The following is a 22763-nucleotide window of genomic DNA, read 5'->3' as shown; positions in this document are numbered from 1 at the left end:
CCCGGGAAACTGCCATGCAGATCCTCAAGAACAAGACCAACATCGACTTCATCGGCAAGCGCAAGCCGGCCGTGTTCATCTCCACCCTCATCAACCTCGCCATCCTGGTGGGCATTGCCACGGTGGGGTTCAACTACGGCGTGGACTTCGCGGGTGGCACGGTGGTCGAGCTGAAGTTCGACCACCCCGTCTCCGCGGCGGAGGTGCGTGAGCGCGCGGAGAAGGGTGGCCTGCACGACGTGAGCGTGCAGAACATCGGCAGCGCCTCCGAGAACGCGTTCCTCCTGCGCATGGGCGGCGTCACGCAGCTCAACGAGGAGAACGCGGACAAGGCCAAGGCGGCCATCGAGGGCCTGGGAAGCGTGAAGAACGTCTACGCGGACCTGGCCAACGGCATCATCAACTTCCGCTCCTCGACGCCGCTGACGGCGGAGGCCATCAAGGCGGCGGTGGAGAAGTCCGGCACCGGCGTGCAGGAGGTCCGCGTCCTGGGCGAGAACCAGGGCGGCACGGGCGTCGACTACCAGGTCGTCGCCAGCGGCATGGCGGACAAGGTGTTCGGCGCGCTGAGCGCGGGCCTGGAGAAGCCGGACTTCGAGCAGCGCCGCGTGGACTACGTCGGTCCGCAGGTGGGCAAGCAGCTGCGCAACCGCGGCGTCATGGCGCTGCTGTACTCCATGGTGGCCATCCTCATCTACGTGGCGTTCCGGTTCGACTTCAAGTTCGGCCCCGGCGCGCTCCTGGCCATGCTCCACGACGTCATCATGGTGGCGGGCTACTACCTGGTGAGCCGCCGCGAGTTCAACCTCACGGCCATCGCCGCGCTCTTGACCATCGTCGGCTACTCGGTGAACGACACCATCGTCATCTACGACCGCATCCGCGAGGACATGGCCAAGTTCAAGGGCAAGCCGTTCGCGGAGGTCATCAACATCGCCATCAACGACACCCTGGGCCGCACCATCCTCACCGCCGGCACCACGGCGCTGTCGCTCATCGGTCTGCTCATCTTCGGCGTGGGTGAGATCTTCGACTTCGCCATGGCCATGCTGGTGGGCATCGTGGTGGGCACCTACTCGTCCGTGTTCATCGCCAGCCCAGTGACCATCTGGCTGGACGAGCGCGCCGCGGCGAAGGAAGCCCGCGTCACCGCGCCGGCCTGAGGCCGCGCGGGCCCTGCAGGGGCGACGTGACACGAAAGAGGGCCCTGCGCTTCCGGAGGTTCGGAAGTTCAGGGCCCTCGGTGTTTCTGGAGCGGGACGTCGCGCTAGAAGCGCGCGCCCAGCGTCACGGAGGCGTCGAAGAGGCCGCCGTCGGAGTCCTCCACCGCGCCATTGGCGAAGCCCGCGTCGTCAATCAGCAGGCGGTAGGTGGCCCGGAGGCCCGCGGTGAGCGCGCCGCTGTTGAACTCCAGGCCCGCGGCGAGCGGCACCTCCTCCATGGTGTCGTTGTCGTAGAAGCCGCCGCCGGTGCCGCGCACGTCCACGTACGTCAGGCCGAAGCCCGCGCCGACGAAGGGCCGCACCGCGGTGAGCATGGGCGGGGAGAGCTTCACGAGCGCGCTGCCACCCTGGCGGACGATGGACGGGCCGTCGTCGAGGATGCGCACGTCGTTGATGCCGTTCTGCGAGCCCTCGTAGCCGAGCTCGAACCCCAGGAACGTGGTGGGCTGCACGTTGAGTGAGAGACCCCACGACGGACCGGTGCTCGTCAGATCTCCCAGGTTGCCCGTGTAGTCGCCCAGGCCGCCCTTCAGGAACACGTTGACGTCACCGCGCTTGCCCGCTTTGCGCTCCTGCGCGGAGGCCGTGCCCGCAGCGAGAATCGCGAGCGCCAGCGCGCCAACCTGGATACCCCTTGAAAACATGCGTCCTCCCTATCAGGTGGTGTGCACTCAAGCTGTGCACCGGGCGCACGGCGCGCCTCCCACCGGCAGGCGAAGGAGCAAGCGCATGCCTGAACGCGTGAGCAGGAAGGGAAATGTCGTGCCCCAGGTTGGACTTTCCTCGTCAGACGTCTGAGGTACTGTCTCGCGTGTCAAGATTTCGTCCCGGCCACGGAGGAGTTCCGTGCGCCGAGGAGGGGAGCTCGCGAGTGCGGTGGTTGCTTCCAGACGTGGTCGAGGAGGAGGTGGGGTCGCTCGCTGGGGAGCTGTCGCTCCATCCGCTCGCGGCGAGGGTGCTCCTGCACCGGGGATACCGGACGCCGGAGTCGGCCTCGGCGTTCCTGTCGGACCGGTTGGCGGACCTGCCGGACCCCTTCCGGATGAAGGGCATGGCGGCGGGCGTCGAGCGGCTGGTGCGCGCGCTGCACAAGCGCGAGAAGGTGACGCTGTACGGTGACTACGACGTGGATGGGGTGTGCTCCACGTCGCTCCTGTTCCTGTTCCTGCGCGAGCTGGGCATGTCGCAGCTCGCCACGTACATCCCCCACCGGCTGGATGAGGGCTACGGCCTGAACCTGGGCGCGGTGGAGCGCATCGCCGGGGATGGGACGCGGGTGCTGGTGACGCTGGACTGCGGAATCACGTCCGTGGCCGAAATCACCCGCGCGAAGGAGCTGGGGCTGGACGTGGTGGTGGTGGACCACCACACGGTGCCGCCCACGCTGCCCCCCGCGGTGGCGGTGCTCAACCCGCACCAGCCCGGCTGCGAGTACCCGACCAAGGCGCTGTGCGCGGCGGGCGTGGCCTTCAACTTCTGCATGGGGCTGCGCAAGCGGCTGCGCGACGACGGCTACTTCGCCACGCGCAAGGAGCCCAACCTCAAGGCGCTGATGGACCTGGTGGCGCTGGCCACGGTGGCGGACGTGGTGCCGCTCACCGGCGCCAACCGCATCCTCGTCACCCACGGCCTGCAGGAGCTCACCGCCGCGCGTCGTCCCGGCGTGCGCGCGCTGAAGGAGGTGGCGGGGATGGACCCGGACACCCCGATCACGGCGGGCCAGGTGGGCTTCCGGCTGGGGCCTCGCATCAACGCCGCGGGTCGGCTGCATGACGCGTCGCTGGGCCTGCAGCTGCTCTGCTCGGAGTCGCTCGAGTCGGCGCGCGCGCTGGCGTCGGTCCTGGACCGGGCCAACGCGGAGCGCCAGGGCATCGAGAGCACCATCCTCACGCAGGCGCTGGCCCAGGCGGAGGAGCGCAAGGACGCGCGCGGCTTCGTGCTCTACGACGAGGGCTGGCACCCGGGCGTCATCGGCATCGTCGCCTCGCGCGTGGTGGAGCGCTACCACCGGCCCACCGTCATGGTGGGGGTGAAGGACGGGGTGGGGAAGGGCTCGGCGCGCAGCATCGAGGCGTTCCACCTGTTCGACGCGCTCAGCGGCTGCTCGGAGCTGCTCACCAGGTTCGGCGGACACAAGCACGCCGCGGGCCTCACCATCGACGCGGACAAGCTGCCCGCGCTGCGCGAGGCCTTCGAGAAGATTGCCCTCCAGCGCCTGTCCCCCGAGGACCTCATCCCCCGCTGCCGCGTGGACGCGGTGGTGAGCCCCCGGGAGCTGGACGCCACGGCGGTGGAGGCGCTCCAGCGGCTGGGGCCCTTCGGTCAGGGCAACCCGGAGCCCGTGCTGGTGCTGCGCCACCAGGTGGCCCGTCCGCGCGTGCTGCCGGCCAAGTCCGCGGGCAGCCACGGCCACCTCAAGCTCGCCCTCCTGGACGCGCCGGAGCTGGACGCCATCGGCTTCGGCATGGCGGACCGCGTGCGGCTGGTGGAGGGGCCGGTGGACCTGGCCTTCCAGGCCGGCTTCGACACCTTCCGGGGCCAGCGTAAGCTGTCGCTGCGCCTCAAGGACGTGCGCGTCGCCGCTTGAGCCCTTGGCTTGTGAGGCGGGCCCTCGCGGGTGACGCGCGGGCCCGCGGGTGTCACCTCAGGCAAGACCCCAGCGCACCCGGCCGGGCGTCATCAGCGCGCCCACGCGGGCCAGCTCGTTGAGACGGAAGCGCTCCGCCTGACGCTCGAAGGTGTGGCGACACCGCTCCGAGCAGAAGAAGTACCGGCGCTTCTTGTACTCCGAGGAGGGCTGGCCCTCCGGCGTCTCCAACTGCTTGCCGCACACCGGATCCCAGTGCTTGCCCTGGCCCTGCGTCTGTCCCTGCACGCCTGTCATGCCTCGCCTCCCCGCGCCGCCCTGAGGGCTCTACGCCCACACCCGACGGTGGACACAAGCAGGGCATATGCCAACCCCCAACTCCTCGGAATGCCGAGGGGCGGGGGAACGCACGGTGGGCAGGAGGTGGAAAAACTTCCACTCGGCCGCGCCCGCGTGGGAGCGAGCGCGGCCGGGAAGTGTTCTTCAGAAGGCGATGCCGGCGCTGCCGCCCAGGAAGAAGTCGTTGAGGTAGCCCCGGCGGAAGCCCATGGCCTCCAGGCGCAGGGACAGCCTCATGTTGCTGTCGCCGAACACGCGGGGACGTCCGCGCAGGCCCAGGCCGTACTGGATGACGGGCTTGATTCCGTTCACCTTCGTCTCGGCGGTGTCGATGGTGATGGACGTGGCCTGGTAGGCGATGCCGCCGCCCACCTGCCCGAAGACACCGAAGTCCGACTTGCCGAACTTGAACTCGTAGGCGGGGGCGAGGGTGAAGTAGTGCTGGCTGGAGCGGCCCTTCAGGAACCGGGTGCCGTCGCTCTGGCTGCCGTACGTCCAGCGCAGGTCCGCCCAGAGCGCCTCGCGCAAGGGCTCGATGTCGAGGATGCGGCCGTACTCCCAGGTCGCGCGGATGCCCAGGCCGAGCACGGGCTCGGCGAAGCGGCCTCGCGACGAGTCGAGCAGCAGCGCGCCGGCGAGCAGCTCCGCGGCGAAGCCCTTGTTGGGGTCGTCGATGCCGGCGAGCCGCTTGAAGTCGCCGTCCTCGCCCTCCTGCTCGGAGATGTCGCGGAACTCCTCCACCTGGTCCGCGTTGCGGCGGCGGCGCTCGTAGGCCTCCTCCTCGTCGAGCTGCTCCTGGGTGGGGCCCGGCTCGTCCTCCGGATAGGCGTACGGGTCGTCATCGGTCTGCGCGTGGGCGGCGGGCGCGACGAGCAGGCCGCCCAGCAGGCAGCGGGTGAGCCAGGTCTTCACGGTGGCGGTTCTCATCAGTCTTCGCTCAGGCGGGGGCAGGTGGTGCCGCCCGCGGCGCTGGGCGGGCAGAGGTTGGGATTGGTGGTGCCGACGAGCAGATCCCGGGGAATCTGCAGGTGGTCCATCACCTCGTTGCAGACGGCCTCCTTCAGGCGCAGGTCCGTGATGTGGGTGATGATGGGAGTCACCGCCACGGCGAGCGTGAACTTGGTCTGGTCCGACAGGTACTGACGGGTGAGCTGCAGGATGCCCGGCGTGGTCGTGGACTCGTCGTTGTACGCCGTGACGATGGAGCGCAGCAGGATGTCGCGCTGCCCGGTGGCCTCGCCCGCCTGGTACAGGGCGCTCGCGAGGATGGTGCCCACGCGGTAGTAGTTCTCGAACTGGTTCAGGTTGGCGCTGAGCAGCGTGTCGCGCAGGTTCTCGTCGATGCAGCGGTCCGAGCGGGCCAGGTCGCGCTCGTCGGCGACGGCGCCGTACTGGCCCTCGAAGGACGTGGAGAGGAAGCGCGTGTCACAGCCGTTCTTGGAGCGGCAGGTGGCGCCGTAGGCGTGCAGGTCCGCCAGGCCCTCGTCCATGGACTTGAGGATGTTGGCGCCCGGGCTGGGGCCGCCGCCGTCGGACCACGTGCCCAGGGCCTGCGGGAAGGGGTTGCCGCCGTAGGCCTTCTGGTTGAAGACGCGGTGCGCGTACTCGTGGGTGGTGACGCCCGCGTTGATGGCGAGCGGCGCGCGCTGCAGCTCGTCGAAGGGCAGGATGAAGAAGGAGTCCATCGCCGAGAAGTACAAGGCGTTGTCCCGCAGGGGGTCCTTGTCGGTGGCGGGGGTGCGGAACTCGGGGAAGTAGTACGTCCTGGGGGGCTTCTTGAAGTCCGCGACCGGGATGTTGGTGACCTCGCGGAAGTAATCGAAGGCGCGCTCGAGGTTGTAATACGTCGTCACCATGTTCCAGGTGTGGAAGTCCGCCGGCCACAGGACGTCGCCCTGGGTGATGTAGCTGGCGGTGACGTCGCGGCCCTCGTCCTTGAGCAGGGCGTTGACGAAGGCCTCGGGGGTGGTGGCGCCGCCGAGGTCCGGGTCGTTGGGGTCCAGGACGATGCGCGCGCCGCCGTGCAGGTCGGCCACGCTGCCGCTGAGACCGACGATGTCGGAGACCGTCTTGAGCTCGACCTCCTCGGGGATGTACTGCCCGTTGCTGGAGAGCACCAGGGCGCGAATCTTGACCGGCGCGCTCGGGTCGGGCGCACAGCCGGCGGCCAGGCCGAGCACGGCGGTGGTGGCGATGACTGTTCGGAGCATGGGGCCGTTTTACTCCGGTCCGGGCGGAACGTGTATTCCCCTCCGGGTGCCAGCGGCGCGTGAGGGAGACGCGGGGTGTGGGCGCGCGGCCGGACAGGGCAGGGGGCCGAGCATCCTGGCCGCGGGGACGATGCCGTGGGGCCGTGAGGTTCTCCAGGCAGGTCGACGTCGGGCGGGCAGGGCTTTCCGGGGCCGTCAGGAACGCGCGTCAGGCGGCGACCGTCTGGGAGCTGTCAGGCCGGCGCGGACTCCTTGACGCATCGTTTCCACGCTCTTTATGGTGCCGCGCCTTTTCCCTCTACGCACAGCGCAGGCGGTCTTTATGGCGGTCCCGTTCATCTCCGAGGTCAAGCGTACCCACACCTGCGGCCAGCTCACGGCGCGCAATGTCGGCGAGGAGGTCGTCCTCTTCGGCTGGGTGCACAATCGACGCGACCATGGTGGCGCGGTCTTCATCGACCTGAGGGATCGCGACGGCTTGACGCAGGTGGTGTTCGAGCCGGACCACGCGGAGGCGCATGGCCTCGCGGGCAGCCTTCGGCTGGAGTACTGCATCGGCGTGCGCGGCAAGGTGGTGTCGCGCGGCAAGAACGTGAACCCGAAGATGAAGACGGGTGAAATCGAGGTCCAGGCGAGCGACCTGACCATCTTCAACCGCTCGGAGCCGACGCCGTTCCCGATCGAGGACTCCATCGACACGTCGGAGGAGAAGCGGCTGGCGCACCGCTACCTGGACCTGCGCCGCGCGCCGCTGCAGAAGTCGCTGCGCACGCGCTCGCAGATGAACGCGCTGACGCGGGCGTACATGGTGGACCAGGGCTTCCTGGAGCTGGAGACGCCGTTCATGGGCAAGTACACGCCCGGCGGCGCGCGCAACTTCCTGGTGCCCAGCCGGATGAACGCGGGCAAGTTCTACGCGCTGGCGGAGAGCCCGCAGCTCTACAAGCAGCTCTTCATGGTGGCGGGCTTCGACCGGTACTTCCAGATCGTGAAGTGCTTCCGTGACGAGGACCTGCGCGTGGACCGGCAGCCGGAGTTCACGCAGATCGACGTGGAGATGAGCTTCGTCAGCCAGGACGACATCTTCACCATCATCGAGGGGCTCATCAAGAAGCTGTGGGGCGAGGTGCTGGGCATCGACGTGCCCACGCCGTTCATGCGCATGGACTTCTACGAGTCCATGTCGAAGTACGGCAACGACAAGCCGGACCTGCGCTTCGGGCTGGAGCACACGGTGCTGACGGACCTGATTCGCGAGCACGGCGAGGCGGGCGGCGTGCCGATGATGTTCGAGGCGGTGCAGAACAAGGGCATCGTCAAGGCGATGGTCATCCCCGCGGACAAGGCGATGAGCCGCGCGGAGAGCGACAAGCTGGAGGAGTTCGCCAAGCAGGCGGGCGCCAAGGGCCTGGCGCGCGCGAAGGTGGCGGAGGGTGGCGAGTGGACGCAGTCGCCGCTGTCCAAGACGATCACGCCGGCCTTGCGCGCGGCCATCAACCAGGCGGTGGGCGCGAAGACGGGCGACCTCATCCTGTTCCAGTTCGGCAAGGAGGCGCTGGTCCACACGGTGATGGCGAACCTGCGCGTGCATGTCGCCAAGAAGCTGGGGCTGATTCCGGAGTACGGCAGCGGCGGCCAGTGGAAGTTCCTGTGGGTGGTGAACCCGCCGCTGTTCGAGCACGACGAGGAGACGAATACGTGGGTGGCGGCGCACCACGCCTTCACGCGGCCGCACGATGGCGACGTGCAATATCTTCTGACGGAGCCGGGCCGGGTGAAGTGCCACCGCTACGACGTGGTGCTCAACGGCTTCGAGATTGGCGGCGGCTCCATCCGTCTGCATGACCCGAAGGTGCAGGCGGAGGTCTTCAAGGCGCTGGGTATCGGCGACGAGGAGGCGCAGACGAAGTTCGGCTTCCTGCTGGACGCGCTCAAGTACGGCGCGCCTCCGCACGGTGGCATCGCGCTGGGCATGGACCGGCTCGCCTTCCTGCTCACCGGCTCCGAGTCGCTGCGCGACGTGATTCCGTTCCCGAAGACGAAGACGGGCACGGACCTGATGACGGGCGCGCCGGGCGACGTGGACGACAAGCAGCTGCGCGAGCTGCATGTCCGTCCGGTGCCGCCGCCGCAGAAGTAGTCGTCAGACGATGGAGGCGAGGGGCTCCGGCCCTCCCTCCAGCGTGTCTTTCAGGCGCTGGAGGCCCTTCTCCAGCGCGGCGCGGGTGCGCGGTGCTCCCAGGCACAGGCGCACCGCCGCCGGCGCGGTGGCGGGCCCCACGCTGAAGACCTCGGCGGGTGTGACGGAGACTCCGCGCCGCCGGGCCTGCGACGTGAAGGGCTCCGCGCGGAAGCCGCCGGGCAGCTCGAGCCACAGGTGATAGGTGACGTGGTTCGCGGGAATGCGTCGCAGCCTGTCTCCAAGGATTTCCTTCGCCAGCTCCAGTCGCTCCCGGGCCTCGCGTCGACGGCGGGTGACGAGCTCGTCCGCGGTGCCGTCGTTCACCCATCTCGCGGCGAGCTCGGCCGTGAGCGCGGGCGTCATGCGTGAGGCGAGCGCGGCCTCTTCCGCGAGGCGCTCCGTACCAGGGCCCTCGGGCGCCGCCAGGTAGCCGATGCGCAAGCCCGGGGCGAGCAGCTTGGAGACACCCGCGATGAACCAGCCGGACTCGGGCAGGAGCGCGCAGAGCGGGGGTGGGCGCTTGTCGAGCAGCAGCCCGTAGGCGTCGTCCTCCACGACGGAGAGCCCGTGCTTGCGAGCCACGGCGGCGATGCGGCGGCGGCGCTCCTCGGACATGACGGCGCCGGTGGGGTTCTGGAGATTGGGCAGACAGAAGAGGACCTTCGCGCCGCCCCGGCACGCGGCCTCCAGGGCTTCGGGCACAAGTCCTTGCGCATCCATGGCCACGCCCTGCAGACGCAGGTGGAGGCGGCTGGCGAGCACCTTGAGGCCCGGATAGGTGAGGGCCTCGCAGAGCACCGTGTCGCCCGGGCGCGTGAGGACATTGAGCGCCACCTCCATCGCGTGCTGGCCACCGGAACACACCATGACGCGCGCCGGGGACACGTCGAGGCCGAAGCGGGACATCCACTCGGCGCCGGCCTCGCGGTGCGAGAGGTGGCCCAGGTGCGGGGCGTACTCGAGCAGCTCCGCGACGCGGGGCGAGCGCTGCACGGCGTCCAGGGTCTTCGCGAACGCGGTGCCGGCCGGGTCGCCTGATGGCGTGGCGGGCCAGTTGAGGCCCAGCTCCACCAGGGCGTCATCCCCTTCATCTGGTGCGGGGGAGGGCAGGTGGCGGGGCGTGTCGCGGTGGCGCACGAAGGTGCCTCGGCCCACCTCTCCGCCGATGAGGCCTCGGCGCTCCGCCTCCGCGTAGGCCCGGGTCACCGTGCCCACGGTGACGCCGACCTTCTCAGCGAGCTCCCGGTGGGTTGGCAGGCGTGTCCCCGGAGCGAGGCGGCCCTCCTCGATGTCCGCGCCGAGCGCATCCGCGATGACCCGGTACAGCGGACCCTCTCGGTCGCGGAGGTTGGGCGTCCAGATTGTCATGGTGACAATTCATACGGTTGACGGGCGGCTCCGCGCAATGCATCGATTGTGTCGATTCTTGAGGTCGATTGTTTCGGTACAATCCTCGGCCATCGAGCGAGGTGGCCAGCGGAGGAGCACACCATGCAGGTGAGCATTGTCGATGCCTTCACGCGGACGCCGGGAGCCGGCAACCGCGCGGGCGTGGTCCTGGATGCGGCGGGGCTGGGCGTGGACGCCATGCAGCGCATCGCCGCGGCGGTGGGCGCGTCGGAGACAGCCTTCGTGTTGGCGGGCCCCGGAGCGCAGGGAGTGAAGCTGCGGTACTTCACGCCGGAGGCGGAGATTGATTTCTGCGGCCACGCGACTGTGGCGACGTTCCATCTGCTAGCCGAGCGAGGGCTGTTGCCGCGCTCCGGGGCGACGCGGTTGGAGTGCGCGGCGGGGGGGCTCGACGTGGAACTGGAGGCGCTGGAGTCGGGTGGCAGCCGCGCGTGGATCGTGACGCCCAAGAACCCGTGGCTGGAGTCGCCGGTTGCGCTGTCACAGGTGCTCGCGTTGGTGGGCGGGACGGTGGAGATGGTGGATGCGACGCTCCCGGTGCGGCGCAATGCACAGCGGCTGATGGTGCCGTTCCGTCGGCGCGAGGATGTGTGGGCATTGGCGGCGCGCTCGGGGGCGCTGGCGGAGTTGCTCCGGCCGCATGGGCTGCGTGGTCTGTATGTCTTCACGCGCGAGACGCGTGAGGCGGGGAGCGTGGCGCACTCGCGCTACTTCGTGCCGGGGCTGGGGGTGCCGGAGGATCCTGTGACGGGCTCGGCCGCGGGGCCGCTCGGGATGTACCTGGCGATGCACGGTGCGCTGGAACTGCCGGCCTCGGGTGGAACGGTCCGGGCGCGCATCGAACAGGGCGACGCCATCGGCAAGCCGGGGCGCATCGAGGTCGAGGTCTCCGGTCGCGCGGGCCATCCCGAGCAGGCCCGCATCGGCGGTGTCGCGGTGACGGTGCTCGAAGGCTCGCTGTGCGTTTGATTCGGACTGCTCGAAGGTCCTCTCGGGCCCGTTGGTGAAGTCCGCGGTGACAGTCCTCGACGGCCCGCTGCGCGTTTGAATCGTGCAGCGGGACTGTGTCCGAGCGACTGCTCGATTCGCGGATGAAGTCCGAGCTGGCGCTGCGGTGAGACGCGTCTGGGCTTGCGCCTCGCGTTTTTTGTGGCTTCTTGTCCGTGTCGGGCAGCCAGCCCGTCCGCGCCGCATGCGATTGCTTGCCTACAGCTATGTGGGGTCCCGGGAGATACGACAGCGCTCGCTCGGGACTCCCGGGACACCCGTGACGTCTGCGTTGGCGCTCCGTTCCTGGCTCTCCGTTCAGCCGGAGGCCTTCAGCGAAGGAGCGACCTACGTCGTCGACCTGCTCGGACGCCTGCGTCTGGCTCCGCGCCGCTCCGAGCACGTCGCATGCGCGGACGGCGAAGAGGTGCTCGCGGCCGGAGAGCTTCGCTTCCGGCTGGATGCAGGACAGCCCTCCGTCGCCGAGGTCTCGAACCTGTCCACCGGCTACTGCCCGGACGTCACCTGCTGGGCGGTCGTGGCCCGGGCCCTGGCGCCCTTGGGGCTCCACTCGCCCACCGGCTTCACCGGGGCGATGGACTTCCGGCGGTGCCTTGCGTGCGGTGAAGTCACCCTGGTGAAGGAGCGGTGGTTCGTCTGCACCTTCTGCGACGCGGACCTGCCCTCTGACTGGAATGTGTCGCTCGCCCGGGAGGTGGACGTGGAGTGACGGCATCGTCGTGCCTCAAACGGCCGGGGCCTGTGCGCTGCGTCAGCGGAGGGGCGGGGTCGCGGGGACCTGGACGACCTGGGGAGGGGTGTCGCGAAGTGGAGGTTGGCGCCACAACCGCGTAAACAGGGGCGTTACAGGGAGGGGTAGGTGCCGATGAAGACGTTCCTCGTGGTCAACCCGCGCAGCGCGAATGGTCAGACTGGAAAGCGCTGGGTGGAGATTGCCGCGCAGGTGGGAAGGGTGCTCGGCGACTTCGGGCATGGCTTCACCCAGGGCGGGATGGACGCCGCGCGCATCACCCGCGAGGCCATCGACCAGGGCTACGAGTGCATCGTCGCCGTGGGCGGTGACGGCACCCTCAACGAAGTGACGAACGGCTTCTTCCGCGACGGCAAGGCCATCAACCCGAACGCCGCCCTCGGCCTCATCCCCCGTGGCACCGGCGGCGACTTCCGCCGCACCTTCGGCTGGGGCCTGGACCTGGAGTCGTCCCTGGAGCGCCTGCGCACCGACACCACGGAGCCGTTCGACGTGGGCCGGCTCGACTTCATCGACAACGACGGCAAGCCCGCGACGCGCTACTTCGCGAACATCGCCTCGTTCGGTGTCAGCGCGGTGGTGGCCCGCGAGGTGAACAGCGGCAGCAAGGCGCTCGGCGGCAACTTCAGCTTCGTCTGGGGCACGCTGAAGGGCCTGGTGAAGTACACCGAGCGCAAGGTGAAGGTGTCCACCGACGGCGGGCCCGCGGAGACGCTCGATGTCACCGCCGTGGCCGTGGCCAATGGCCGCTACTTCGGCAGCGGCATGTTCGTCGCGCCCGACGCCATCACCCACGACGGCGCCTTCGACATCACCATCTGGTCCGGCTACGGCCTGAGCGACTTCCTGCTCAAGTCGAAGGGCGTCTACAACGGCTCCCACGTCACCTGGAAGGGCACGCGCCGCCTGCGCTGCCAGTCCGTGTACGCCGAGCCCGTCGACGAGCAGGAGGTGTTCCTCGACGTCGATGGCGAGACGCCGGGCCGCCTGCCCGCGACGTTCACGCTCCTGCCCTCGGCCATCCGCATCAAGGTGTAGCCGGCGCCGTGGCGACGTTGGCGCGGGACTTGGGCGCGAACTTCTTCAGGTAGTACCGCTCCCACAGCTTGAGCCCGGTGACGCCCACCACGGTGGGCCCGAGGAACACCGCGAGCTGCATGCCGTTGATGCCCAGGTGTCGCGCGTTGACCACGAGCACCGCCGTCAGCGTCGCGATGCCCGAGCCCACCATGGCGCCCATGTGCTCGAACCACCAGTGCATGCGTGTCTGGGGCGGGCGCAGCCAGTAGCGGAGCGATGACGCTCCCAGGAAGATGCCCACGAACGAGAAGCCCCAGAGCAACGGCATGCTCACCGCGAGCCCCCACGCCGCCGTGAACAGGCCGAGCACGAGCGTCAGCGCCGACATCCCGATGTCAAAGGGATTGCGATTCGCAGTCGTCCTCGCGCGGGTGCGCAGCACTCGCACGCCCATGGACGCGGACGTGCCACTCAGGACGCTGATGTAGATGAAGAACAGGGCCGCGGAGCGCTGTGCCGGGTCGTGCAGGAACCGCCAGCCGGACAGGAGGAAGCCGGTGAGGGACACGGCGGCCATCGCCGCCACGTAGACCCAACCCACGCGTTTGTGGAGCGTGCCGCCCTTTCGGGCCACCAGGGGCAGCCAGAGCGCGGTGAACCCGATGACCCCCGCGGTGATGTGGAGCGTGCGAGCCAGGGCATAGAAAGACATGCGAGCCTCCCGTGTGCTGCGAGACGAGGCCAAGGTACGGGAGCGCTCCGGGGCCCACATCTGCGGGAAGTCACACGGGCGCCCTGTGACTTCCGGCACATGTCCACCTTGAAGGGGAGGTCCTATGCTGCCCCTCCATGGCTTCGAGGCACCACACGCGCAAGTCGGCATCGGTCCACCGGTTGTTGCTCGTGGCCGGGCTGCTGACGTGGGCCGTGGTCGGCTCCTCCTACCTGGAGGAGATTGTCCGGCGCCCCTCGGTGCTCGCCTCGCCGCGCGTGCTGGCGTGGTTCCTCGGGTTCCTCGCGTTCGGCGTGGGGTACTGGCGAAGTGCTCGTTCACGGGGGCAGGGCGGTCCGGTGCTGATGGCCGTGCAGACCGTGGCGGCGCTCGTCGTCATCGCCACGGGAGGCACGGGCGTGGAGGGCGCGCTGCTCGCCATCATCGCGGGACAGGCTCCCGAGATGATGTCCCAGCGTCGCGCGATGGTCTGGGTCCTCGCGCAGTCGGTGGCGATGCTGGGCGTCTTCCTCGTCATCTACCCGCTGGAGCGCGCGCTGCTCCAGACGCTCATCTTCGTCGGCTTCCAGGGCTTCACGCTGGGCTCGGCCGTCGTCATGGTCCGTGAAGCCAAGGCCCGCGCCGAGCTCGCCCGGCTCAACGTGGAGCTCCAGGCCACGCAGGTGCTGCTCGCCGCGCGGGAGCGGGAAGGGGAGCGACTGCGCATCGCGCGGGAGCTCCACGACTCCTTGGGACATCACCTCACCGCGCTGTCGCTGAACCTGGAGGCCGCCGTGCACACGGTGAAGGACCCGGCCGCGGTCGAGCATCTGCGTCGTGCCCGCGAGGCCTCGCGCACGCTGCTCTCGGAGGTCCGGCAGTCGGTGTCCGCGTTGAGGGAGTCACCCGAGCCGTTGCTCGCCACGCTTCGCGAGCTCGCGCGAAGCACTCCAGGGCTCACCGTGCATCTGGATGTGCCGGAGACTCTGGCGCTCGATTCGCCGGAGGCGACCCACTCGCTCATCCGCTGCGTGCAGGAGGTCCTCACGAACACGCTGCGCCATGCGCGAGCGACGCAGCTCTGGGTGCGCATCGCGCCCGAGGAGGACGGCGGGGTCCGCGTCTCCACGCGGGATGATGGGCACGGCGCTCGTGCTCCGACTCCGGGCGCGGGGCTCACGGGGATGCGCGAGCGCTTCAGTCGACTGGGCGGGCACGTGGAGTGGCGCGCGGAGGAAGGGCAGGGATGGGAGCTGAACGCATGGTTGCCCGCGGCGCGCGGCACGGAGCTCTCGTGATTCGCTCGACAGTGAGTCGCGCGTATCCGATGAAGAGTCGTGACAGGGGCATGCGGAGGATGACTGCTGAATCCCTGGATGGCTCCGGTGCGCGAGGCGGAGCGCTCTTGCGTCGCTTCATTTTGAGTCGCGCACAGCAGATGGCACGCGTGACAGCGTCGCGCGGAGGCCGGGCGGAGAATGCAGCTGAAGCCAGGGCTGCCTGCGACGCGCGAGCCCGAACGCTCATACATCCCTTCATCCGAGAGCGCGTGCAGCCAATGGCATCCTGTGACTCGAGGGCCCGCGGATGATTCGTCTCGTCCTGGTGGATGACCACGCGCTGGTGCGCCAGGGGCTGCGCAGCCTGCTGGACCTGACCCCAGACCTCCGTGTCGTGGGCGAGGCGGTGGACGGTGAGGATGCGCTGGCCAAGGTGGCCGAGCTGAACCCGGACGTCGTGCTGATGGACGTGCGCATGCCGCGCATGACGGGCCTGGAGGCGCTCAGGCGCCTGCGCCAGGAGCCGGTGAACCGGCGCGTGGTGCTGCTCACCACCTTCGACGAGGACGCCGCCATCGTCGAGGCGTTGCGCGCGGGCGTGCAGGGCTTCCTGCTCAAGGACGTCTCGCTGGAGGAGCTCGCGGACGCCATCCGCCGCGTCCATGCTGGCGAGACGCTGCTGCCGCCCGGAGTCGCCGAGCGTGTCGCGCGTGGACTCGTGGACCTGGGCCGCGACTTCCCGCACGCGGAGCTGCCCGAGGGCCTCACGCGCCGCGAGGTCGAGGTGCTCCGCCTCATCGCCCGGGGACTGAGCAACCGCGAGATTGCCCAGGCGCTCGGGACGGCGGAGGGGACCGTCAAGAACCAGACCTCCAGCATCCTGTCGAAGCTCGGCGTCCGCGACAGGACGCGCGCGGTGCTCCGGGCCATGGAGCTCGGCTGCCTGTAGGACGGACATCCCCCTTGGGGAGTCCCTAGGTTCTGAGGCAACCTCCTGAATCCCGTGGAGTCCGGCGTTATGTGCGCTGGACGTGCGGCCCGCCGTCGCGGGTCCACGGGACGCAGGACGTAGGAGACGCCGATGGCCCCTCAGCGTGGACCTTCCCAGCTCGACCTCTTCACCGGCGCGCCCGCCGAGGCACCCGCGCGTGCCCGGAGTCGGAGCCAGCCGGTGGAGCCCGCGCCGGTACAGGACTCGCTCGCGTCCCTCGGTCAGCAGCTCCCCACTGGCGTCTTCCTGGGCACCTCGTCGTGGACGTTCCCCGGCTGGTCCGGCCTCGTCTACGACCACGAGGCCTCCGCGTCGCAGCTCGCGCGCGAGGGCCTGTCCGCGTACGCGCGTCACCCCGTGCTGCGCACCGTCGGCATCGACCGGACCTTCTACGGCCCCATCTCCGCCGAGGCCTTCGCCGAGTACGCCGAGCAGGTGCCCGCCGACTTCCGCTTCCTCGTGAAGGCGCACGAGGTCTGCACCCTGGCCCGCTTCCCCGTGCACGAGCGCTACGGCGCGCACCGAGGCCAGCTCAACGAGCGCTTCCTCCACGCCGCCTACGCCGAGGAGCACGTGGTGCGCCCCTTCGTCGAGGGCCTGGGCGACAAGGGCGGCCCGCTCGTCTTCCAGTTCCCGCCGCAGGACCCGCAGGGGCTCGGCGGCACCGCGCGCTTCGTGGAGCGCCTCCACGCGTTCCTCTCCGCGCTGCCCAAAGGGCCCCTCTACGCGGTGGAGGTCCGCAACGAGGAGCTGCTGACGGAGGGCTTCGCGCAGGCCCTGGCGGACGTGGGCGCCTGTCCCGTGCTCGCGGTGTGGGCTCACATGCCCTCCATGGGCATCCAGGCCAGGCGCACCCGCGCGCTCGACGCCCGCGCGCTGGTGGTGCGGTGGATGCTGCCGCCGAACCTCGGCTACGAGGAGGCTCGCGCCCGCTACGCGCCCTTCAACCGGCTGGTGGACGAGGACGTGCCCACGCGCGACTTGCTGGCGCGCGCGTGTCTGGCGGCCCTGCGTCGTGAGCGCCCCGTCTTCGTCACCATCAACAACAAGGCCGAGGGAAGCGCGCCACTGTCCGCCATCAAACTGGCGGAGCGCATCGTCACAGGTACGACCAAGGAGGGGGACCAGCGAAGCGTCGCCTCATGAACGGGGGCTTGCCACCGAGCACGACTCTTGCTTACCTCATCAGGCATGAAGTCCGTCCTGCTCGCGGCACTGATGGTCCAGATGACGACAGCCGGTGGCGCTGGCGCGCGGGAGAAGCGCGCGGACGCACACCGCAGCGTGGCCGAGGACGAGGACGTCTCCAGGCACCTGTCGGCCCTGAAGAACGAGCTGACGTCCGTGTCGGAGCAGTTCCGCGCCGCTCGGGAGCGACGCCGGCTGGAAGCCGAGCAGAAGAAGCGCGAGTCAGGAGAGTGGACGAATGAGCCCGCGTCGCCTGCCCCCGCTGCCAGCAAACGAGCCCTCGCTCCCGCCGGAGGGGCCGGAACCCCCGCCCCCTGATGACGAGGTCGTCGAGCTGCCCATCGACGGCACCCTCGACCTGCATTTCTTTCAGCCTCGCGAGGTGAAGCCCCTCGTCATCGAGTACCTCTGGGCCTGCCGCCAGAAGGGCCTGCTCGATGTGCGCATCATCCACGGCAAGGGCACCGGCGCGCTGCGTCGCACGGTGCATTCACTGCTGCCGAAGCTGGAGGAGGTGGAGTCGTTCCGCCCCGCCTCCGAGTTCGACGGAGGCTGGGGCGCGACCTGGGTGCGGCTCAAGCCGCTGGAGGCTCAGGACAGCCAGAAGTAGGCGGAGGCGATGAGCGCGCGCTTCTCCGTCACCTTCGCCTTCTGGGCGAGCTCGGCGAGCTGACGGTCCTTGGAGGCGTAGCGCTTCTCCTCCTCGTTGCGCAGCGAGGACAGCTTGCGGCGGTACTCGCGCTCCATCCGGTCCGAGTTCGCCCGGGCCTTGGCGCGCTCCGCGACGTCCTCCACCGTGGTGACCTGCTTGCGCGCGTCGATCCACTGCTGGCGCGCCGCCTCCACGCCCTCGCGGGACTCCATGAGGCAGTCCTCGACGTAGCGGTCCGCGCGCTCCTTGGCCTTGTCCAGCTCCAGCGCGTTGCGGCGCTCGGCGGCGCGGACGATTTCGTCCTTCGCGGCCACCAGCGCCTGCTCCTGCATCAGCTGCACGGACACCGGCGCGGGCTGGCGGCGCTTCTCGTCCTTGGCGGACAGCTTCACGAAGTGCGCGCCGTCCTGGAGGGGCAGGGCGCGGAAGTTGCCCTCGCGGTCCTTCACCAGCACCAGGTGGACCAGCTTCTCCTCGGGCTTGAGGCCCGTCGTCTCGAACTTGTAGACGAACCACCAGCCCTCGCTGCCGGCCAGCCGCGCCAGTCGCGACGGGAGCCCCGAGGCGTCGAGCTGCAGGTAGCTGACCGCGTCCTGCTTGCGCTCCTTGACGGCGTAGGCGGCCTTGGCGATCTCCAGCCGGCCGGAGGTGCGGCTGCCCAGCACGGAGCTGGTGAGCGCGCGCGCCTCCTGCTGCCGCTTGGCGAGGGCCTCCTTGGTCTGCTCGCCCTGGCCGCGCAGGCGGCGGCGCACGTCACCGTCGAAGCGCTCCAGCACCACCGAGCGCATCTCCGTCATGCGCTTGCTGATGCGCGACTCCATCTCCGCGCGCAGCTTGTCGAAGGCGGCGTTGATGTCCTCCACCTTCCGGCAGCCCTGGTAGATGTCGAGGATGCGGCGCTCGAAGTCGACGCCGCTCTCCAGCGCGCCCAGGATTTCGTCGGAGGCGCCGAAGACGCCGTCGAAGAGGTTGAGCTTCTTCTCCAACAGCTCGAACAGGCGCGCGTCCGCCGCGTTCGCGCGGTTGAGGAAGTTGATGACCAGCACGTCCCGCTGCTGCCCGTACCGGTGGCAGCGGCCGATGCGCTGCTCCACCCGCTGCGGGTTCCAGGGCAGGTCGTAGTTCACCACCAGGTTGCAGAACTGGAGGTTCAGGCCCTCGGCGCCGGCCTCGGTGCAGATGAGGATCTGCGTCTTGTTGCGGAACTCGTCGACCAGCGCGCGCCGCTCCTCGGGCGTGCCGGCCATGTCCCCGGACAGGAGCGAAATCTTGCCCCGGTAGCCGTTGTCCGACAGCAGGTTGAACAGGTACTGCTGCGTGCGCTTGGACTCGGTGAAGATGAGCGCCTTCTCCGGCCAGCCGTGCGCGCGCATCACCCCGAAGGTGCGGTCCAGGCCGCGCTTGAGGGCCTCGCCCTTGGCGTTGACCTTGATGGAGTCCGCCAGGTCCGCGTACTGCCGCAGCTCCCAGACCTCCTGCTCCAGCACGCGGATGTTGGGCGCCTTGGCCGGATCATCCGACCACTCCTCGCCCTCCTCGACGTACTGCTTGGCCTCCTCCGGCTCGAACATCGCCAGGGCCTGCTGCCCCAGCTTCGCCGCCTGCAGGCGCTTCTCCAGGTTGTCCGACAGCCGCCGCAACGTGGGCGCGATGGCGTACGTGGAGGACGCCAGCAGCTTGCGGTAGCACAGCGTCAGGAGCGTCTTCTTGCCGGGTTCAATCGCCGCGGCCTCCGAGCGCTGCAGGTACTCGCTGACCTTCTCGTAGAGGTCGTGCTCCTCGGGCGAGGGCGTGAAGTCCTCCACGATGGAGCGGCGGTTGGTGTACCGGACGTACTCGCGCACCTGCCGGCGCAGGGTGCGTTGCACCACGGGGGCCAGCCGCTCCTTGAGCTCGCACGCGGCGGCCTCGGACATGCCGCCGCCCTCGTCCACGCGGTAGCGGCTGCGGAAGGCGTGCTCGGGGCCGAGGATCTGCTCGTCGAGCAGCGACATCAGCCCGAACAGCTCCATCAGGTCGTTCTGGAGCGGGGTGGCGGTGAGCAGCAGCTTGGGCTTGCCCGCCAGGGACGCCTTGAGCGCCTGGCCCATCTTGTTGTTGGCGCGGTGGGCGTTGCGCAGGCGGTGGGCCTCGTCGATGACGATGAGGTCCCACGGGATTTCCGACGTCAGGTGCGCCTTGTTGGCCGCGAACGGGTGCGAGCAGATGACGGGGAAGGGCTGGTCGAAGCAGTTGCCGGTGGCTCGCACGGTGCGGCCGTCCACGAGCACGCTGTCCAGGTCGAACTTCTCGCGCAGCTCGCTGTTCCACTGTGCGCGCAGCGTGGCCGGCGCGAGGATGAGGATGCGCGTCTTCCCCTCGGCCATCAGCTGGGCGATGACGAGCCCCGCTTCAATCGTCTTCCCCAGGCCCACCTCGTCGCCCAGCATGCAGCCGCCGCGCGACAGCGAGTCGAGCGCGAACATGGCGCCCTCGACCTGATGCGGGTTGAGGTCCACCTTCGCTTCCGACAACGCGCCCGCCAGGCGCTGCTGCGTGTCGCCACTGCGCGCCAGCAGCTCCTCGGCCAGCAGGCGCTCGTGGAAGTGCGTCAGCGACTGGACCGGCTCGGTGGGCTCCGCCCGGGCGGCGATGGCCGCCGCATCCGCCTCGACTTCCAACCTCAATCCCCTCGCGACCTCCGCCAAGACCGTCTCCATCCGTGCTGTTTCAGGGGGCCCGCCGATGCGGCGGGCGAGAGAGACGCGCCATTTTGTTGACGAAGGCCCTCATGTAAAGGGGGTCGTGTCCGAGGCCGAAAAATCGGCCTCCGCGCGATTGGCATGCTTCTTCGCGAGCGACGCGCGCGCGCACCGTATGTGCACGTCACACGAACTTTCCGCTGGACATATTCGAGACGCCTACAACAGCCCTCGCGACTTGACGTCCAGGTACACGTTGAGCGCGGCGGCGCCGAAGCCCTGGGCCGGCGCGCGCACCACCAACGCCCCCGCGTCGCGCAGCGTGGTGGCGGTGCGGCGGAACTCGGCTTCCAGCCGCGTGGCGGCCTGTCGCGCGTAGGCGTCCTGGGCCGCGTCGGGCACGCGGGTGGCCGCGTCGCGCACGTCCTCGTCCAGCAGCGAGGCCACCACGGGCAGGTGCCGAGGACGCAAGGCGAGCGTGCGGGTGAGCAGGCCCGCGGAGGCGTCCGGGTCCACCAGGTCCGTGAAGAGCACCACGAGCGTGCGGCGCGTCTGGCGGGCGAAGGCGAAGTCGTAGGCCCGGCCGTAGTCGCTCTCCTCGAGCGCGGCCTCGGCGCGGTAGAGCGACTCGGTGATGAGGCGCAGGTGCTCGTGGCCCTTGCGAGGAGGCAGGTACGTGAGCACGTCGCTGGCGAAGGACATGACCCCCACCACGTCTCCGGCGTCCAGGCCCACGCGCGCCAGCCGCAGCGCCGCGTCCACCGCGTGGTCCAGCTTGCGCCGGCCGCGCACCTTGCCGGCCATGTGACGGCCGCAGTCCAGCAGCAGCAACATGGGCTGGTGGCGCTCGGGCTGCCACGTGCGCACCAGGGTGTTGGCGTGACGGGCGGAGGCCTTCCAGTCGATGTGCCGGTAGTCGTCGCCGGGGCGGTACTCGCGCAGCGACTCGAACTCGCGACCCTCCGCGGCGCGGCGGCGCAGGGTGCGCTCGGAGGGAGCGTCCGAGGCGCGCGCCAGGCTCAGCGCCTCGCGCGAGAGCGCGGTGAGGTCCGGATAGATCTTCACCGCCTGCTCCGCCTTCACGCGCACCTGCCGCGCGCACAGGCCGAGCGGGCCGGGCAGTCGCAGGTGCACGTCGCCGAAGCGTGCGTCTCCGCGAGACGGTGGGGTGACGAAGTACGTCATCCTCGGGGCGGGCTCGCTGGGGGCGCCTCGGGGCGGCAGCACGACGGACTGTCGGTGGTGGTGGCTCGCGACGACCAGGGGCGGCTCGTCGCGCACCTCCACGCGCAGGGGCGAGGTGCCCGTGTCATGGCGCTCGAGGGCCAGGTGCACGGGGTTGCGCGTGCCGGAGGAGAGGATGGGCTCGACGACGCGTGTGACGGTGACGTCGCCCTCGCGAGGCGCGCGCAGGAAGTCCACGGCGCACAGCGCGAGCACCGCCACGTCCACGGCCAGCGCGAACCACCCGAAGGTGGGGCTCGCCACCGAGAGGGCGGCGGGGACGAGCGCCACGGCGAGCAGTGCCACGGCGAGGCCCGTGGGGACCGGGCGGCCCAGGCTCACCGGGGGACCCGGACCCGCTCGAGCGTCTGCTTCAGCACGTCGTCGGAGGTGAGCCCCTCCACCTCGGCCTCGGCCTTGAGCAGCAGGCGGTGGTTGAGGACGCTGCCGGCCACGCCCTTGACGTCATCGGGGGTGACGAAGTCGTTGCCCATCAGCGCCGCGCGGGCCTTGGCCGCGGCGAGCAGCGCCTGCGCCGCGCGGGGGCTCGCGCCCAGTCGCACGCGGGGGTTGGCGCGCGTGTCGCGCACCACGGCGACCACGTACTGGAGGATGGAGTCGTCGCAGGTGACGCGGGCCGCGCGGGCCTGCAGCTCCAGCAGGGTGGGGGCGTCCAGCACGCGCTCGACGGAGGGCACGCGGCCCTCGCGCTGGTGGAAGGCGCGCAGCATGGTCGTCTCCGCGTCCGAGTCCGGGTAGCCCACGCGCACGCGCATGAGGAAGCGGTCCAGCTGCGCCTCGGGCAGGGGATAGGTGCCCTCGAGCTCCAGCGGGTTCTGCGTGGCGACGACGAAGAAGTGCGGCGGCAGCGCGTGGGTGACGCCGTCGATGGTGACCTGGCGCTCCTCCATGGCCTCCAGGAGCGCGGCCTGGGCCTTGGGCGGCGTGCGGTTGATTTCGTCCGCCACCAGGACCTCCGTGAAGATGGGGCCCTTCACCAGCCGGAAGGCGTTGTCCTGCGGCTGGAAGACGTTGGTGCCCAGGATGTCCGCGGGCATCAGGTCCGGGGTGAACTGGATGCGCGTGAAGAGCAGCCCCAGCGCGCCCGCCATGCTGCGCGCGGTGAGCGTCTTGGCCACGCCGGGCACGCCCTCCAGCAGCACGTGTCCTCGCGCCAGGAAGGCCGTCACCAGGTCCGCGAGCACGCGGGGCTGACCGAAGACGGTGCCGCCGAGCGCGGCGGTGAGGCGGGACAGGGGCGTGGCGTCGGACATGGTGCGCTGGACGGTAGAACGGCCGCGCGCG

General features: G+C 69.9%; 19 protein-coding genes. 10 read left to right on the top strand and 9 right to left on the bottom strand.

Translation table 11 applies throughout. The features are described 5' to 3' along the window. The first annotated feature begins 14 nt into the window (after window positions 1-14). Entirely contained in the window at window positions 15-1163 is a 1149-nt protein-coding gene (gene secF / locus K8625_RS37655) for a protein translocase subunit SecF (protein WP_223785415.1), read from the top strand. A gap of 104 nt (window positions 1164-1267) precedes the next feature. On the opposite strand, the gene K8625_RS37650 is transcribed toward secF, so the two are convergent. Then, window positions 1268-1867, bottom strand: coding sequence for an outer membrane beta-barrel protein (locus K8625_RS37650; RefSeq protein ID WP_223751706.1), 600 nt, complete (start codon window positions 1865-1867; stop codon window positions 1268-1270). A 227-nt stretch (window positions 1868-2094) separates the two neighbouring features. On the opposite strand from K8625_RS37650, the gene recJ reads away from it, so the two are divergent. Continuing rightward, window positions 2095-3810, top strand: a complete 1716-nt coding sequence (gene recJ, locus K8625_RS37645) for a single-stranded-DNA-specific exonuclease RecJ (protein WP_223785414.1) — start codon at window positions 2095-2097, stop codon at window positions 3808-3810. A gap of 57 nt (window positions 3811-3867) precedes the next feature. Here the strand turns inward: recJ and K8625_RS37640 are convergent, their stop codons facing one another. From K8625_RS37640 to K8625_RS37630, 3 genes are all read right to left on the bottom strand, one after another. Continuing rightward, the gene (locus K8625_RS37640; RefSeq protein ID WP_046714783.1) at window positions 3868-4107 is read right to left on the bottom strand and encodes a YHS domain-containing protein; all 240 of its coding nucleotides are present in this window, start codon (window positions 4105-4107) and stop codon (window positions 3868-3870) included. Window positions 4108-4293: 186 nt separating this feature from the next. Beyond that, a complete protein-coding gene (locus tag K8625_RS37635) occupies window positions 4294-5076 on the bottom strand; it encodes a hypothetical protein (protein WP_141327837.1) in 783 nt (260 codons plus the stop codon). Then, window positions 5076-6359, bottom strand: a complete 1284-nt coding sequence (locus tag K8625_RS37630; RefSeq protein WP_223785413.1) for a hypothetical protein — start codon at window positions 6357-6359, stop codon at window positions 5076-5078. Before K8625_RS37630 ends, K8625_RS37635 begins: the two co-directional genes overlap by 1 nt. Before the next feature lie 322 nt (window positions 6360-6681). On the opposite strand from K8625_RS37630, the gene aspS reads away from it, so the two are divergent. Further along, window positions 6682-8499 (top strand): aspartate--tRNA ligase, encoded by a 1818-nt coding sequence (gene aspS, locus K8625_RS37625; RefSeq protein WP_223785412.1) that lies wholly within the window; start codon window positions 6682-6684, stop codon window positions 8497-8499. A gap of 3 nt (window positions 8500-8502) precedes the next feature. Here the strand turns inward: aspS and K8625_RS37620 are convergent, their stop codons facing one another. Beyond that, window positions 8503-9909 carry a PLP-dependent aminotransferase family protein gene (locus K8625_RS37620; RefSeq protein ID WP_223785411.1) on the bottom strand — a complete coding sequence of 469 codons (1407 nt, stop codon included), beginning with the start codon at window positions 9907-9909 and terminating at the stop codon, window positions 8503-8505. 123 nt (window positions 9910-10032) lie between these two features. Here K8625_RS37620 and K8625_RS37615 point away from each other — a divergent pair, with 123 nt between their 5' ends. The 3 genes from K8625_RS37615 to K8625_RS37605 all read left to right on the top strand — a co-directional run bounded on the left by K8625_RS37615 (window position 10033) and on the right by K8625_RS37605 (window position 12748). After that, on the top strand, window positions 10033-10920 hold the full coding sequence (locus tag K8625_RS37615) for a PhzF family phenazine biosynthesis protein (protein WP_223785410.1): 888 nt from the start codon (window positions 10033-10035) through the stop codon (window positions 10918-10920). Between the two features lie 310 nt (window positions 10921-11230). Next, window positions 11231-11668: a hypothetical protein gene (locus K8625_RS37610; protein WP_223785409.1), complete on the top strand. Its 438-nt coding sequence runs from the start codon at window positions 11231-11233 to the stop codon at window positions 11666-11668. A gap of 156 nt (window positions 11669-11824) precedes the next feature. Next, a complete protein-coding gene (locus K8625_RS37605; RefSeq protein WP_223785408.1) occupies window positions 11825-12748 on the top strand; it encodes a diacylglycerol kinase family protein in 924 nt (307 codons plus the stop codon). Here K8625_RS37605 and K8625_RS37600 read toward each other — a convergent pair. Further along, on the bottom strand, window positions 12738-13442 hold the full coding sequence (locus K8625_RS37600; RefSeq protein ID WP_223751699.1) for a hypothetical protein: 705 nt from the start codon (window positions 13440-13442) through the stop codon (window positions 12738-12740). The genes K8625_RS37605 and K8625_RS37600 overlap by 11 nt on opposite strands. A gap of 137 nt (window positions 13443-13579) precedes the next feature. Here K8625_RS37600 and K8625_RS37595 point away from each other — a divergent pair, with 137 nt between their 5' ends. From K8625_RS37595 to K8625_RS37580, 4 genes are all read left to right on the top strand, one after another. Beyond that, window positions 13580-14740, top strand: coding sequence for a sensor histidine kinase (locus tag K8625_RS37595; protein ID WP_223785407.1), 1161 nt, complete (start codon window positions 13580-13582; stop codon window positions 14738-14740). A gap of 289 nt (window positions 14741-15029) precedes the next feature. Next, complete coding sequence (locus tag K8625_RS37590) at window positions 15030-15671, top strand: response regulator transcription factor (protein ID WP_074955558.1); 642 nt, start codon at window positions 15030-15032, stop codon at window positions 15669-15671. Between the two features lie 132 nt (window positions 15672-15803). After that, window positions 15804-16859 carry a DUF72 domain-containing protein gene (locus K8625_RS37585; RefSeq protein ID WP_223751697.1) on the top strand — a complete coding sequence of 352 codons (1056 nt, stop codon included), beginning with the start codon at window positions 15804-15806 and terminating at the stop codon, window positions 16857-16859. Window positions 16860-17139: 280 nt separating this feature from the next. Beyond that, window positions 17140-17511 carry a Smr/MutS family protein gene (locus tag K8625_RS37580; RefSeq protein ID WP_223785406.1) on the top strand — a complete coding sequence of 124 codons (372 nt, stop codon included), beginning with the start codon at window positions 17140-17142 and terminating at the stop codon, window positions 17509-17511. On the opposite strand, the gene K8625_RS37575 is transcribed toward K8625_RS37580, so the two are convergent. From K8625_RS37575 to K8625_RS37565, 3 genes are all read right to left on the bottom strand, one after another. Next, on the bottom strand, window positions 17493-20252 hold the full coding sequence (locus K8625_RS37575) for an SNF2-related protein (RefSeq protein ID WP_141332169.1): 2760 nt from the start codon (window positions 20250-20252) through the stop codon (window positions 17493-17495). The two genes, K8625_RS37580 and K8625_RS37575, sit on opposite strands and share 19 nt — an antisense overlap. Before the next feature lie 201 nt (window positions 20253-20453). Next, window positions 20454-21800, bottom strand: coding sequence for a DUF58 domain-containing protein (locus tag K8625_RS37570; protein WP_223785405.1), 1347 nt, complete (start codon window positions 21798-21800; stop codon window positions 20454-20456). Next, complete coding sequence (locus K8625_RS37565; RefSeq protein WP_223751694.1) at window positions 21797-22732, bottom strand: MoxR family ATPase; 936 nt, start codon at window positions 22730-22732, stop codon at window positions 21797-21799. Before K8625_RS37565 ends, K8625_RS37570 begins: the two co-directional genes overlap by 4 nt. Window positions 22733-22763: the final 31 nt, after the last annotated feature.

Source organism: Myxococcus sp. AS-1-15 (assembly GCF_020037055.1).
Classification (GTDB): Bacteria; Myxococcota; Myxococcia; order Myxococcales; family Myxococcaceae; genus Myxococcus; species Myxococcus fulvus.
The sequence above is the reverse complement of the archived record's forward strand: the minus strand, read 5'-3'. Positions and strand labels throughout refer to the sequence as shown.

Excerpts from the sequence above, each read along its gene's own strand:
- K8625_RS37630 (WP_223785413.1), bottom strand. The coding sequence starts at position 6,359 with ATGCTCCGAACAGTCATCGCCACCACCGCCGTGCTCGGCCTGGCCGCC.
- K8625_RS37635 (WP_141327837.1), bottom strand. The coding sequence starts at position 5,076 with ATGAGAACCGCCACCGTGAAGACCTGGCTCACCCGCTGCCTGCTGGGC.
- K8625_RS37640 (WP_046714783.1), bottom strand. The coding sequence starts at position 4,107 with ATGACAGGCGTGCAGGGACAGACGCAGGGCCAGGGCAAGCACTGGGAT.
- K8625_RS37605 (WP_223785408.1), top strand. The coding sequence starts at position 11,825 with ATGAAGACGTTCCTCGTGGTCAACCCGCGCAGCGCGAATGGTCAGACT.
- K8625_RS37595 (WP_223785407.1), top strand. The coding sequence starts at position 13,580 with ATGGCTTCGAGGCACCACACGCGCAAGTCGGCATCGGTCCACCGGTTG.
- aspS (WP_223785412.1), top strand. The coding sequence starts at position 6,682 with ATGGCGGTCCCGTTCATCTCCGAGGTCAAGCGTACCCACACCTGCGGC.
- K8625_RS37585 (WP_223751697.1), top strand. The coding sequence starts at position 15,804 with ATGGCCCCTCAGCGTGGACCTTCCCAGCTCGACCTCTTCACCGGCGCG.
- K8625_RS37615 (WP_223785410.1), top strand. The coding sequence starts at position 10,033 with ATGCAGGTGAGCATTGTCGATGCCTTCACGCGGACGCCGGGAGCCGGC.
- K8625_RS37650 (WP_223751706.1), bottom strand. The coding sequence starts at position 1,867 with ATGTTTTCAAGGGGTATCCAGGTTGGCGCGCTGGCGCTCGCGATTCTC.
- K8625_RS37620 (WP_223785411.1), bottom strand. The coding sequence starts at position 9,909 with ATGACAATCTGGACGCCCAACCTCCGCGACCGAGAGGGTCCGCTGTAC.
- K8625_RS37600 (WP_223751699.1), bottom strand. The coding sequence starts at position 13,442 with ATGTCTTTCTATGCCCTGGCTCGCACGCTCCACATCACCGCGGGGGTC.
- K8625_RS37565 (WP_223751694.1), bottom strand. The coding sequence starts at position 22,732 with ATGTCCGACGCCACGCCCCTGTCCCGCCTCACCGCCGCGCTCGGCGGC.
- K8625_RS37590 (WP_074955558.1), top strand. The coding sequence starts at position 15,030 with ATGATTCGTCTCGTCCTGGTGGATGACCACGCGCTGGTGCGCCAGGGG.
- K8625_RS37575 (WP_141332169.1), bottom strand. The coding sequence starts at position 20,252 with ATGGAGACGGTCTTGGCGGAGGTCGCGAGGGGATTGAGGTTGGAAGTC.
- K8625_RS37580 (WP_223785406.1), top strand. The coding sequence starts at position 17,140 with ATGAGCCCGCGTCGCCTGCCCCCGCTGCCAGCAAACGAGCCCTCGCTC.
- secF (WP_223785415.1), top strand. The coding sequence starts at position 15 with ATGCAGATCCTCAAGAACAAGACCAACATCGACTTCATCGGCAAGCGC.